At 31.8% G+C, this 13,736-nt stretch carries 15 protein-coding genes; 7 read left to right on the plus strand and 8 right to left on the minus strand.

Annotation, left to right across the window (positions count from 1 at the left end; all coding sequences use genetic code 11):
• The first annotated feature begins 234 nt into the window (after nucleotides 1–234).
• The 6 genes from AAGD36_RS02670 (at nucleotide 235) to uvrC (ending at nucleotide 5,625) form a co-directional block, all read left to right on the plus strand.
• Nucleotides 235–921: a hypothetical protein gene (locus AAGD36_RS02670; RefSeq protein WP_341755837.1), complete on the plus strand. Its 687-nt coding sequence runs from the start codon at nucleotides 235–237 to the stop codon at nucleotides 919–921.
• Nucleotides 922–955: 34 nt separating this feature from the next.
• Nucleotides 956–1,387, plus strand: a complete 432-nt coding sequence (tsaE, locus tag AAGD36_RS02675) for a tRNA (adenosine(37)-N6)-threonylcarbamoyltransferase complex ATPase subunit type 1 TsaE (protein ID WP_341751814.1) — start codon at nucleotides 956–958, stop codon at nucleotides 1,385–1,387.
• 69 nt (nucleotides 1,388–1,456) lie between these two features.
• Nucleotides 1,457–1,678, plus strand: coding sequence for a DUF6290 family protein (locus AAGD36_RS02680; protein WP_341751813.1), 222 nt, complete (start codon nucleotides 1,457–1,459; stop codon nucleotides 1,676–1,678).
• Nucleotides 1,669–1,953: a type II toxin-antitoxin system RelE/ParE family toxin gene (locus AAGD36_RS02685; protein ID WP_341747784.1), complete on the plus strand. Its 285-nt coding sequence runs from the start codon at nucleotides 1,669–1,671 to the stop codon at nucleotides 1,951–1,953. Before AAGD36_RS02680 ends, AAGD36_RS02685 begins: the two co-directional genes overlap by 10 nt.
• Before the next feature lie 199 nt (nucleotides 1,954–2,152).
• Nucleotides 2,153–3,553: a sodium:solute symporter gene (locus tag AAGD36_RS02690; protein ID WP_341755838.1), complete on the plus strand. Its 1,401-nt coding sequence runs from the start codon at nucleotides 2,153–2,155 to the stop codon at nucleotides 3,551–3,553.
• A gap of 224 nt (nucleotides 3,554–3,777) precedes the next feature.
• A complete protein-coding gene (gene uvrC, locus AAGD36_RS02695; RefSeq protein ID WP_341755839.1) occupies nucleotides 3,778–5,625 on the plus strand; it encodes an excinuclease ABC subunit UvrC in 1,848 nt (615 codons plus the stop codon).
• Between the two features lie 359 nt (nucleotides 5,626–5,984).
• On the opposite strand, the gene ccmE is transcribed toward uvrC, so the two are convergent.
• From ccmE to holA, 6 genes are all read right to left on the minus strand, one after another.
• A complete protein-coding gene (gene ccmE, locus AAGD36_RS02705; RefSeq protein ID WP_341755840.1) occupies nucleotides 5,985–6,398 on the minus strand; it encodes a cytochrome c maturation protein CcmE in 414 nt (137 codons plus the stop codon).
• Nucleotides 6,376–6,504, minus strand: a complete 129-nt coding sequence (locus tag AAGD36_RS02710) for a hypothetical protein (RefSeq protein ID WP_341751808.1) — start codon at nucleotides 6,502–6,504, stop codon at nucleotides 6,376–6,378. The genes ccmE and AAGD36_RS02710 overlap by 23 nt, the downstream gene beginning before the upstream one ends.
• Nucleotide 6,505: 1 nt before the next feature.
• A complete protein-coding gene (locus AAGD36_RS02715; protein ID WP_341755841.1) occupies nucleotides 6,506–7,162 on the minus strand; it encodes an SCO family protein in 657 nt (218 codons plus the stop codon).
• A 22-nt stretch (nucleotides 7,163–7,184) separates the two neighbouring features.
• A complete protein-coding gene (gene hemB, locus AAGD36_RS02720; protein ID WP_341755842.1) occupies nucleotides 7,185–8,183 on the minus strand; it encodes a porphobilinogen synthase in 999 nt (332 codons plus the stop codon).
• Nucleotides 8,184–8,458: 275 nt separating this feature from the next.
• Entirely contained in the window at nucleotides 8,459–9,349 is an 891-nt protein-coding gene (locus tag AAGD36_RS02725; RefSeq protein WP_341755843.1) for a HEPN domain-containing protein, read from the minus strand.
• Nucleotides 9,350–9,458: 109 nt separating this feature from the next.
• Nucleotides 9,459–10,436, minus strand: coding sequence for a DNA polymerase III subunit delta (holA, locus tag AAGD36_RS02730; RefSeq protein WP_341755844.1), 978 nt, complete (start codon nucleotides 10,434–10,436; stop codon nucleotides 9,459–9,461).
• Nucleotides 10,437–10,522: 86 nt separating this feature from the next.
• Between holA and AAGD36_RS02735 the strand changes: the two genes are divergently transcribed.
• The gene (locus AAGD36_RS02735) at nucleotides 10,523–10,729 is read left to right on the plus strand and encodes a hypothetical protein (RefSeq protein ID WP_341755845.1); all 207 of its coding nucleotides are present in this window, start codon (nucleotides 10,523–10,525) and stop codon (nucleotides 10,727–10,729) included.
• On the opposite strand, the gene AAGD36_RS02740 is transcribed toward AAGD36_RS02735, so the two are convergent.
• Nucleotides 10,719–11,222, minus strand: coding sequence for a hypothetical protein (locus AAGD36_RS02740; protein ID WP_341755846.1), 504 nt, complete (start codon nucleotides 11,220–11,222; stop codon nucleotides 10,719–10,721). The genes AAGD36_RS02735 and AAGD36_RS02740 overlap by 11 nt on opposite strands.
• A gap of 16 nt (nucleotides 11,223–11,238) precedes the next feature.
• A complete protein-coding gene (locus AAGD36_RS02745) occupies nucleotides 11,239–13,365 on the minus strand; it encodes an Rne/Rng family ribonuclease (RefSeq protein ID WP_341755847.1) in 2,127 nt (708 codons plus the stop codon).
• Between the last annotated feature and the right edge of the window lie 371 nt (nucleotides 13,366–13,736).

The raw sequence follows: 13,736 nt of genomic DNA on the forward strand, positions 1-13,736 counted from the left end.
ATAATAATTGTCACTTATAACATATTTTGTACTTGCACTAAGTATTTTGGTGCATAAATAACTTCCAAATCTTTAAATTTTACAATAGAATATGTATAATCTTAAGTTCGATGCAAGACATTGGTTTAATAGCCTAGGGTAACACCCCTAACAGAGATGACACTGAGTCTAGTGTTAACTTGTTACATCGAATTCAGGGATATATAAGGAATTCAAACTAATAGAGTTATATTAATGTCTGCTCAAATAATAGAGTTGTTAATTTTTGCTGGAGTTGCTTTTATTATTATAAATAGGCTAATTGCTACTCTTGGCTCTACATCAGAGGACGATCCAGCTAAACGCAAATCTTCCTTTTTCGGTGAAACAGGAATCAAAGACGTTACTTATACAGCAAAAACTGCTGCTGGTAATATTTTTAAGAATAATTTGCCTCATAGCGTGGTAAAAACCCCTACTATTAACCCTATGGAGCTTGATGGGTTAATAGTTGAAGAGAATTCCACTGCTATAATAGCTGGTCTTGAAGCTGTATTGGCTAAACTTCCATCATTTAAAGCAAGAAAATTTCTACATAGTGCAAAAGCAGCCTTGGAACTGATTATTGAAGCCTCTAATGATGATGATATTGAAGATTTACTTACATTGGTGGATAAAAGATATATACAAGAATTCCATATTTTTTCTGAAACTTATGGAGAATTTGTCAATGGCAGCGTACTAGATGCTAAAATTTCTGAAGCTTATACATTCGCTAATAATATTTTCATAAAAGTATTATTCACAGGTGAAAAAATAACTAGTAGTATAAAATATATGCAAGAAGAATGGACGTTTTCTAGAAGCCTTATCTCTAAAAATACAGATTGGTTCTTAACTAAGGTTGATCGCTTGGAAGAGGAAAAACAGCCAGTTTCCTAACTTCTATTGATTCACCCCCCAATTTGTAGATCCAATGAAGTTTCAACAAGAGTCTATTATTTTAAACAATGAACAAGATTCTATATCGTTTGCACAAACTATTGCTAAAAATTTAGAATCTAGTGAAATTATAACTTTCTCCGGTGATTTAGGCTGCGGAAAAACATTTATATGTCGAGAGATCATAAAGTATTTTTGTGGCTCTGCTACTCATATTATTAGCCCTACTTTTAATTTGCTACAAATTTATACGACATCAAAATTCACGATTTATCATTTTGATCTTTATCGTTTAAACTACTTAGAAGAAATTTATGAACTAGGTATAGAAGAAGCCCTTCAGGGTAATCTTTGTCTAATTGAATGGCCAGAACTAATTGAAAAAATATTACCTAGACCTATAACCAAAATTCATTTACAAATACTCGAAGGTAACAAACGATCTTGTAGCATTGCTTGTTTCTGATATCCTTTGACAAAGTGATGTAAAGGTGTTACATTGCACTTATGCTAAACATTAATAAAGCTATACATCATGGCAACAAAAAACCCAAGAATCAATGTAACTTTTGAAGAAACAACTGCTGGTTTACTCTCACATTTAGCTCATCAGGAGCATAAGTCTGTTGCGAGTTTAGTGCGTGAATTAGCTCTTGAAGCTTTAGAAATGCGTGAGGACTTCTATCTATCTAAAGTAGCAGAGAAACTTGATAAGGACGCTGTCAAAACTTATAGCCATGATGATACATGGAAGTAAAATATCAAGTACGTTATTTAGAAGAAGTAATAAACAAACACATTCCTTCTCTCTCTACAAAAGCTAAGGCACTTATTAAAAAAGTTATTGAAGAGCGTTTGATGATCGACCCTATTGGTTTTGGAAAACCTTTACGTTATAGCCTGAAAGGTCATAGACGCCTCCGAGTTAGCGATTATCGTATTGTCTATAGAATTGAGCCGAAAATTAAAACGATTTTTATAGTCGCTATAAAACATAGAAAAGATATATATAAAGATAATTGCAGTTATTGAAAAAGTTTTTTTATATTATACTCTGCTCGTAAATGAAGAGTTGGTAGACGAAGGTCAACTTCAAGAAGAGCTAGGAGTGTCAAAGTCGAGCAGCGGAGCGTACATTAGTACGTGAGCAGCTTCGATCTTTAGACACGACAACGCCAATTCTTGAAGTTCTACCTGAGTATACTCTGTCGCTTTCAATAAAAATAATTAAATGACCCTTGATAATATTATTGTATTAGTATATTTGCTATCAATACTTATTGTTGGTACATACTACAGATCTAGACTTATAAGTTTTACAGATTATGCTACCGTTCAAGGTAAGACTAGCAATAGTAAACTATTGTTGGTTGCAACTATTTTTGCTTCATCTGTTGGTGGAGGTGCTACTTTTGGTATTGCTGAAAAAGCCTTTTCCGGTGATTTATCGTATAGCTACGGACTAATACTTACTCTACCAATCGATATACTCATAGCTATTTATCTTGTACCCCAAATAACTAAACATTATGGAGCAGAAAGTGTCGGCGATATAATGGTAAAATATTATAGTATATCAGGTCGTTTTATTGCTGGCACTGCATCTGTTATGGTATCTATAGGCTTTGTTGCTGCCCAAATTAGCGTTAGTGGTTATATTTTTCAATATATTTTAAAGATTAATTATTTAGAAGGAGTAATATTAAGCTATGGAATTGTTATCATCTACACAACTATTGGTGGATTACAATCGATTATGTTTACTAATTTATTACAATTCTTTGCAATGATAATGGCTATTCCAGTTATTGCCATATGTGGTCTCAATAAAGTTGGCATCAGTGAATTTATTCAACAACTACCTAATGAAAAAGTGTATTTTATCTATAATAATAATTTTGCCAGTGAGATATTTATTAATACGATAACTGTCATGCTAGGTTTTTGTGTAATGAATTTATATCCTAATTTTATTCAGAGGGCTCTAATTAATAATAATGCAAAAAAGACTAGTACCGCTATATATATAAAATCAGTTATATATGCTATATTCTTAATATTTATCACCTTAAATGGTCTGATTGCCTATAATCTTTATCCCAATTACTCCTCTAATCTTGCATTACCACACCTAATTGATCAAATAGTGCCCTCAGGGTTACAAGGCTTTGTGATAGTTGGCTTACTTGCAGCAGTTATGTCTACTGCTGATTCTGATTTAAATGTTACCTCAATAGCTTTAGTGAAGGACTTATTAAATCCTATTTTTAAAATACAAAATCAAAAGAAATTATTGTTAATTGCTAGAATTACTAATGTCGTAATCGGCAGCTTTGCAATAATTGTTGCCTTAAAATTTAATAATGTAATTGATTTAGTAATGTTTATTACTGGATTTTGGGGACCACTAATATTAGTCCCTCTAGTATTTGCTCTTTTCAACATTACTATAACACAAAAAATGATGGTTTTATGTGGATTAAGCGGGGTCACATCTTTTCTCATTTGGACATATTTTTTCACTCATAATTCTTGTCTAAAGGCTGTCTTTGTTGGTACTATGTGCAGTTTGTTAGTCTTCTGCATAGGATTAATTACCAAAAAGCTAGGTAATTTGAAAGTTGAGCTATAAGCCTTGATAAATAAGGAGTATACTCAGGTAGAACTTCAAGAATTGGCGTTCCCGCGACCAAAGATCGAAGCTGCCTAGTTACTCATGTACGCTACGCTGCTCGACTTTGCTACTGCCTAGCTCTTCTTGAAGTTATACTATCGTCTACCAACTCTTCATTTACGAGCAGTATACAGTCGTACGTACAGTTAATATTATGTCAAACTCAGGTTGTTTGGTAAATTATGTTACAAAAATCTAAACTTATAGGTAGTGAATTAATAAAATCTCATCTTGAGAATGCTCCTAATCTTCCTGGGGTTTATAAAATGCTGGGTGCTGATCAGCAAGTTATCTATGTGGGGAAAGCTAAGAATCTAAAAAAACGTCTTACTAACTATATTAAAACTGATCTTGACAATAAAACAATACGCATGGTATCTCTAACACATTATTTAGAGTATAATGTTACTAACTCCGAAATTGCAGCTTTATTACTTGAAGCACAATTAATAAAAAAGTTTCAGCCAAAATTTAACATATTACTTAAAGATGACAAATCTTTTCCCTATGTCAAATTACGTTTGGATACTGATTACCCACAATTAATTAAATATAGAGGAAAAAATTTATCTAGTGGTGAATTCTTTGGTCCGTTTGTTTCTTCAGAGCAAGTAGATACTACCCTAAAAGAATTACAAAAAATTTTTAAACTACGTTCTTGTAGTGATAATTATTTTAAGAACCGCAAGCGTCCTTGTTTACAATACCAAATTGGTAGATGCTCTGCCCCGTGCGTTGGCAAAATTACTAAAGAAGATTATAGTGAGCTGGTTAGCCAAGTAAGAGAGTTCTTAATTGGTAAAACTAAGGAACTACAAAAAACTCTATCTGACAAAATGGAACAATTAAGTCTACAATTACGTTTTGAAGCTGCTGCCGAAATACGAGACCGAATAAAAGCACTGAGTTATATCCAACTAAAATCAACCTTATCCAGTAGTTCTATAAAAAATGCTGATGTTATAGCTATTGTTGAAAAAAATAATTATTACTGTATCCAACTATTTGTATATAGATTCGGTCAATCTTACGGGAATATACCTTATTTCCCAATTCACACTGAAGAGAGCAACAAAGCTGAAATTCTAACACAATTTATCAATCAATTTTATCAAACTGCTCAGATTCCAGATGAGATAATTATAAATCATCCAATCATTGATCTAGAATTAGTAACTAAAGCTATTAAACAACTTAGTGCTAATAATAAATTGTCTATAATACACCCTATCCGCGGTAATAAAGTAAAATTATTAGAAAATGCTGAATTGAATGGCCAGCTAGCACTTGATCAGCATTTAAAACAATTTGCTAAAAATCAAATGATCTTTCAACAAATACAACAATTATTCAACCTACCACTACTACCAGATAGAATAGAAGTTTATGATAATAGTCACATTATGGGAACATTTGCCGTAGGTAGTATGATCGTTGCGACTAAATCCGGATTCGATAAAAAAGAATATAGGATTTTTAATATACCCGCTTCCAGTGGTGATGCCAAAGGAGGTGATGATTATGAAATGCTAAGAACAGTCCTAACAAGAAGATTTACAAGATTAAAAAAAGAACCTCTAAAGAGTATAGTTAGTTTGATGATTATTGATGGAGGAAAAGGACATCTATCAGTAGTACAAAAAACAATGGCAGAATTTGACCTTGCAATTCCATTTGTTTGTATGTCAAAAGGACCTGATAGAAATGCTGGATGCGAACAATTTCATATGCCTAGTAAAGAAGCTTTTACCATCAACAAAAACCTGCCAGTTATGAAATATTTACAGATTCTGCGTGATGAAGCCCATAATTTTGCTATAAAAAATCATAGGCTACGCCGTTCTAAAGCCATTAAAGTTTCTAGTCTAGATGACATAAATTCAGTTGGCCTTATCCGAAAAAAAGCCTTGTTACATTATTTTGGCTCATATAAAGCAATATGTGATGCTACTATTGAGGAATTATCTAAGGTAAAAGGTATAAGCAAAACTCTTGCCAAGCATATTTTCACATCATTACATAACAAATAACCTAAATTTGATTATAACTCTTCTAAATAGTTTTTATAAAATTTAGATAAAAGATAATTGCTCTTTCGAAACTCGCTTGTGCGCAAGGGTGTGAAGGAGACGCTTCACCTCGAACCGCAGCGTACTCTAATTACGTTACGGATTCGAGTACCGCATCATTGTCCAAATCACCAGCAGAAGTAGAGTTTCGAAAGAAGTCTATTATTAAGATTAGATAAGTCTAGAACTATACCACCCCGGTAAGCTACCTGTATCACGAGTAACAGGTAAAGCTTGTACTTTAACTACAAAAAAACATGTTAAAATTAAGATGATTGGTAAGATGATTCGAATAATCATTATTGTCTCATAGCATATTTTTAGCCAGTTTGTCTTTTAACTACGTTAGGTGAGGCTGGAGAATAATTTTCATCATGCTTAGTTAATAACTCACGAGCTATGAATATATTACCTGATAACTTACCTACAGCTACTATCCCTTGATTCTCACGAAATAAGGCGGGTAAAACTCCTTGGTAAAATATTTCTAGGTCTTTAATGTCATCTGTAATGACAAAATGCACTTTATCAGCAGTAATTTTTCTGATTGAACCTACTTTAACTAAGCCCCCTACTCTCAATTCTTTGCCAAGCTTTGATTCATTAATTTTTGACGGAGGGTAAAAAAATACTATACTATCTTCAAGATTGTATAATATCATATATATTCCCCCAGCACTGCATAAAAGGTAAAATAATATAAACTTTAATCTATTTTTTACCTTTTTTTGCATTACTTGATCTAACTTTAATTTTATTATAATCTAGCCAACTTGTTATTAACAATAATGCAAGAGCAGCAAAAGCAAACAGGTATGAGACTAGTAGATAATTAAACATCTTAATATCTTTTTTGATTTTGCTGCTTCACTCTAATAAAATCTATAATCTCTTGAGCAGAACTATTTAAGTAAAAATGCTTCATATATTTCCCTTGTTGATCCATTAAATAACTAAAAGAAGAATGATCAATCATATAATTTTCACCATCATTTGCTTTAGCATAATACACTTTAAACTTATCAGCAACCTCTTTAATTTGTTGTTCATTACCTGTTAAACCAATAAATTTAGAATTAAAATGCTTTAAATATTCTTTAAGCACTGCTGGAGTATCACGCTGAGGATCTACAGTAATAAAAACAAATTCAACATCAATTTTATATTTATCAAGAGTATTAATGACCTCTGTTAATTTTTGCAAAGAAGTAGGACAAATATCAGGGCAATAAGTAAAACCAAAATAAATTAAACTTAATTTTCCTTTCAAATTATCACTATTAAAAGTCTTGCCGTCTTGATCAGTTAGCTCAAAGTTTCCACCAATTTGCACGTCAATATTATCCTCTCCTCCCTTCCCAGCAAGGGGTTTTTGCGGTATATCAAAAGATAACCAAAAATACAATGACGTAATAGTTATCAATAAACCTACTACTAAGATAATTTTTATAACAATATTAGCCTGACAATTCGAATTAATATTACATTTTTTTTGCATTGTATTCTTCACCTTTGCGATACTATTTTTTTATAACAGACTGCTTATTCAATATTTGTGCTACTTCTAATGCAGCATAGCTAACAATGCCCTTTGCTCCAGCACGCTTAAAACATACCAATGATTCTATTATGCTTGCTTGCCAATTTAAGGCATTGGCATCTGCCGCAAATCTTAACATGGAATATTCACCACTTACCTGATAAGCAAATATAGTAGTATTAAAGTTATTGACCGCTTGTGCTATGATGTCTAGAAACATCATACCAGGTTTAATCATAATCATATCTGCACCTTCGGCAAGATCATGTTCTATCTCTAACATAGCTTCTCTGCTATTACGTACGTCCATTTGGTAGGTCGCTTTATTTAGATAAGCTGTCTTATTATTGTTCAATGCATCTCTGAATGGACCATAAAAACTTGAAGCATATTTTACCGCATAAGATAGTATATTAACGTTAATAAACCCTTCTGAATCTAGTATTTGACGTATGCCCATAATCCTACCATCCATCATATCAGATGGGGCTACAATATCTACCCCAGCTTTTGCTAAAACTAAAGCTTGATTGCACAAAGCTTTAACCGTTCTATCATTATCTACATCCCCATTATGTAGAATACCATCATGTGCATGGGTAGTGTAAGGATCTAGGGCAACATCACATATTATACCAATATCGATGTTGGCATTTTTTATACTTCGTATAGTTCTACACATTAAGTTGTCTAGATTATATGCTTCATCAGCATTATCGCTTTTTAATTTTGGATCTATACAAGGGAAGAGTATTATAGCATTTATGCCATTTTCATAAGCCTGCCTAGCCGTCAACACTACTTGATCAATAGATAATCTATATACGCCAGGCATAGTTTTGATCTCTTGACGCTGGTTCTCGCCCTCAACCACAAATAATGCTAGCACTAAATCATCCACGCCAAGCCTATTCTCCTCTACTAATTCTCTTAGCCACCGCGTTTTTCTATTTCTTCTTAATCTTATTGTTGGGTACATCACTTTTCCACGTTTTTTTGTTTAATAGCACTAGTCTATTATTTTTCATTCAAAGCCGCAAGTAGGCTTTTAATTAGCCTGTCTTAGTGTTTACTTCATAACTTCTAGTTACTACTTATATCACAATTAATGCACCCACTAAGCAATATTTAACATTTAATCGATAAAAATTATCATTTTCTTCACTTAACCTGATAATTCAATGATCTTTAGTCTTTAAAGACTCTCCTGTTCTTAATTACTTTGTTTTTATTAGACTTGCTGCATAAGTCAAATCACAGCACTTCTTTTCCATTAATCCTTTCCAAGCAAATTTTTTCCGTCACTGTTTTTAATTTTTTAACTCTATCAATAAGGTAAAGTAGCTGTTCTTTAGTTATTCTATAATCTTTATTATAGCGAGCCTCAACATAAGCCTGTTCAAGTAATCTAAAACATTGCCTTTGCTCAACGCTAGAATGAGGAAATATCTGGCATAATTCTTCATTGTAATTTCCGGCTATACTACCTAATTTTCTTATATCGTGTAGTTTCGGTTTATAACCGGAACAAACTAACAGGATAGCATTATAAAAACTTTCGGTAGTTTGGTGAAGGTAAAAAGCTGATAAAGCATAATCTTCCCTTTTTAATGGATATTTACAATCAATAAAAAAACCTTTGCCTCTTGCAAACCAGTATTCATAATCCTCTCTAGCTATTTGTCTTCTTTCTTCCCATGGTAAATTTTTAGCTTCTGCCAGCTGAAATTCACCGCTATCATATAAAAGAATTCCTTCTTTTTTTATATCAGAAAAGAAATAATGCCCCTTCTCTAACTGACTATTTACCGTCTTAATTGATTCTAGCACCAAAGTTACCCATAACTCAAAAGGACTTCTTAATGATTTTTTTTCCAACCTTTTTTCTATTTTATCTTCTATGGATAAACCGGCAAGACCGGCATGTTTGCCTTTCTTCATCACCAACATAAGATCGAGATCACTTTGATAACTATAAGTAATGTGTCCTTTTTTATATTCATCTTGTACCCAATCTCCTCTAGCGTAAGAGCCAAATAAAATAATCATCGCTATCTTATCTTTTCCAACTGCTAAGATTTCTTTTACAATCTCATCAAGCTTTTCTTGAATTATCATAGAACGGCTAGGCAAGGTAGTTTTCATATAGATTTATCGTTATATTTTGAGAATATATTATATAATTTTACTTATTTTGTTGGCAATTTAACTAGAAGACTCCTTAAAAATTTGCTTTATGCATAATTATCTCCAATCAGTATGTTTTAACATAAACTTGTTGATATATATCAAAGCCAGCTGGATTTAGCTTGTAATCAATTTCTGCTTGCTCTAAATGTTTCAATGTTTTAATGCAATTTTCTAAGTTAACCTTATTTAGAGCTTGCTTAAAATTTGGCACATATTTATAGAAAATTGGTGGAGATACTGATTTTATAGCCATATCTATATTAACACCCATTGCTAATTTATTCAATACAGTGTATAGATTTAGATAATACCTGATTAATGCTCTGATAATTAGCACTTCATTAATATTTTGTTGTTTTAGTTTGGTGAATTCTTGTAAAAAATTATCAAGATTTCCTGAGGAAAAATAAACGCATAAATTATCCCCATTCCCTGTAAAATCATCACTAACTACAGCTAGTGCGTCATCCAAGGTGATTTGATCTTTATCAAATGTAAAATATATTAACTTATTGATTTCATTAATTAGTGTTTGATGGTCACCTTTTAAACGATCTGTTAAATAGTTAACAGTATCTTCACTTATAACCTTACCAACACTGTTACATTTTTGTAAAATTATCTTAGTAATTTTGTGTTCATCATCGTGATAGCAAGCTAGAGAAGCTAGATAAGTTTCAGTTTCAAAAAACTTACGTATACTAGAAGCAGCTGATAATTCATCAGCAATAAAAACTAAGAAATGCAATGACTCTTTACTGAGAGCTAGTTTTAAAGATTTATCTATAGACTCACCAACTGACCTTACTATAATCAATTGTTTTTGCATAAAGAAATTTTGGGTATTAACTAAAGTCTCGAGAGATCGATTTTTAATTTCAGAATATTCTATAGAGGTTTTTAGTAAGTCAAATTTCTTCACTAAAGTCTTACAAACTTTATCAATGTACCCTTTATCTGGACCATAAAGCAACAGAGCCTTAATTTGTCCATTTTCTACCTTATCAAGTAGCTGAATGATTTGTGATAGGTAAAGCTTCATCTTTAATTCTATTTTGTTAAAACAAACTGATTCTTTTTGGTAATTTTGTCGTCAAAATTTGCTTCCGTTCCTCACGTACATTAGACTTGCTGCATAAATCAAAGATAGTTGAGGGATTTTTAGGAGAAACGAAGCCGAGCACCGCAGCGTACACAGACGTACGTGAGGAGCGGAGGCGAATTTCGACGACAAAATCACCAACTAGATTGACTTATGCAGTAAGTCTATTAAGTACGTTGCGGTACTCAGCTATATTTCTCCTAAAAATTCCTCAAAAATTATTCAGTTCGTAGGCACTCTCTTAAAATATAAAATTAATCTTGCTAGGATAGCATCTGCTCCTTGTTTTGTAAGGTCTTTCAATGCTACTTCTTCATCTATATAGCTATGATATGGTAAAGCAGCTGTACTATAAGAGGTTATATGACTAAATGTTCCTGTTGTCACTTCTCTATTAGTAACAATATCAACTAACCTATATTGAACAGTTTGACTGATTGCTTCTCTTAACACATCAGAATTCTTTTGAAGAATAAGTGGTAAACGTTTGTTGGTAAATTTTACCTTTAATAAATACTTTGTTGTGGTTGTTGTAGACCTTGGTAAAATACTCGATAAATAGTAACAAAATTCTGCACCTTCAATAGATGCTATTGGTTCAATTTCAATGCTACTTAATTGGCTTAATTCCTGCGTGCTATATTTATTACTATATACAGGTTTTAAACTACAAGAGGTAAATAAAAATAAGTAAGCAAGAGCTAATAATAAATTTAAACGTACCATATTATATTTACCATTTTCAACTATTAGCTACCTCCTGAGATTGTCCACTATCATTATTATTTACCTTACGTTTATTATAGTTACGTACTCTAGAGGGGCGAGAATAATTTGATTTTTTCTCAATATATTTACGGCTTGACTTATTGGTGTCAAGGTCATTATCTCCGTTATCCGATTCATTTACCACTACTGGCTTATTAGTTTCTTTAATAGAATCAATTACCTCTTTATCAATTTTTTCTATATCCTTATTTGATTCACTACTAGTTTCTAATTTATTAGATATTTTCCATTTTTGCTTCTTCTTGTTAGGAACAGGAGTCTCTTTAATACTCTTTTCTTCTTGATAATTAGAGGACTGATTCTGAATTAATGGCTTATTACCAGTTTCTGTATGGCTAGATTTCTTCGGCAATTTTATTTTTTCAATTGAATAATTATCAGAAGTGGCAGAAGGATCAACGTGGAATTTTAACTTTAAATTATATTTTTCTTCAATTAGAGATATTTCTGAACGTTTATTATTCAGTAAATAGATAACTGAATGAATATTAGCAAAAATATTTACTAAATCAATATTTTCATTAAAAATTTCATTTTCTACCGTACGTAGAATCAACATAGCATTTGATTCATCTGCCCTAACAAGACCCTTACCGTTACAATATGAACAAATCGATGAATTTGATTCCAAAAATGAGGGGCTTAATCTTTGACGAGACATCTCAAGCAAACCAAATTGACTAATATGAGCAGTTTGAATTCTTGCACGATCTCTACTTAGAAATTCCTTAAAAGACCTCTCGACAATCCTACGATTTCTAGCCTCATACATATCGATAAAATCAATAACCACTAAGCCTGATAAATCTCTTAATTTAATTTGCCTAGCAATTTCTCTAGCAGCTTCTAAGTTAGTCTTTAATGCCGTTTCTTCAATATTTTTTTCAGAAGTTGCTTTTCCTGAATTAACATCAATTGAAATAAGTGCTTCTGTTGGATTTATCACTATATAACCACCAGAAGGTAAAGCAAAAACTGGTTGGTATAGTTTTGCTAGTTGTTCCTCAACAGCAAATTTTGTAAAAATTGGCACCTTATTTTTGTATTCTTTGAGCTTAACCAAATCAATAGGTAATATATCCTTCATGAATTTCACAGCATTTTGATAAGCCCCACTACCTTGTATTATCAATTCTTTAACAGTAGGATCACACATATCTCTTATGACTTTTTGAATTAGACCATCTTCTTCATGTATAAAACAGGGAGCTACAGATTTAAGAGTATTCTCCCTAATTTTATTCCATAATCTTGCTAAATAATCATAATCTCTTTTTATGTCTAAAGTAGTACAGCCAGCACCAGCTGTACGAATTATGATACTTGACCCACTACTGTTATTATTTGCAGTTATTTTACTGACTATATTCTTAAGCCTTTTTCGCTCATCAGCATTGGATATCTTCCGCGATACACCATTCTGCAATGGAGTATTAGCCATCAGAACGCAATACTTTCCCGCAAGAGATATAAAGGTTGTAAATGATGCACCTTTATTAGCTCTTTCCTCTTTTGTAACTTGAACAAGCATAACTTGTCCTTTTTTTATTACTTCTTGAATTTTGTATTGCTTTTGTTTATTGTCTTCCTCTCTATCACTTTTGTCTACACTTATTGTTTCAATATCATTATCTAAGACATCCAAATTAAATTCTACCTGAATTTTTTCGTCCACTAATCTTTCTATGGCATTTAAATCAATTTCTTCACTATCTATTATCGGATTATAATCCCTCTTTGTTTCAGATTCTACAAAATCATCTTGGATAATATCTAAAAGAGAAATTTCTTGTAATTTATTTATAGAAGTCAAAGATTTAAGATCAGATACTGGTACATTATAATAATATGGATGAATTTCATTGAAAGGCAAGAATCCGCTTTTGTCCGGACCATAATCTATAAAGGCAGCCTGCAAAGCTGGTTCAACTCTTATAACTTTTGCAAGATATATATTACCTTTGATTTGTTGTTTTATGGCTGTTTCATATTCAATATCCTCGATATTGTTACTATGATTCAGTAAAACCACCCTTGTTTCATTAGGGAAGTTAGCATCAACTATAATTTTTTTACTCATTAATTTTTTACTCGTAAATTTCTAGGTATACTCTTCTGCTCCTACGAATTGTTTTTTGAAAATATCATGGATTTGCATGCGTAACTCCTAGCATACTCACCATTCATTTTCGAATCCAATTCTTCAAATCATTTGAGTATATATCTCTAAGCTCTGTAAATTTAGCAACATTAGAGAATATTATAACAAATTTAAAACTTAATATTAAGTTTTAATGAGAAAACATTTAACAAGTACATTAACCTAACAAATAACTAAAAAACTCTACTTAACCTAAATTCGATATAACATTACTATGCCATTGATCATTCCTAGCTAAAAGCAGAAATCCATGATACCTAACAGTTATTCAGGCTGTTTGGATTCTACAG

It is taken from the genome of Candidatus Tisiphia endosymbiont of Ptychoptera albimana (assembly GCF_964026605.1).
In the GTDB taxonomy this organism is placed as follows: Bacteria; Pseudomonadota; Alphaproteobacteria; order Rickettsiales; family Rickettsiaceae; genus Tisiphia.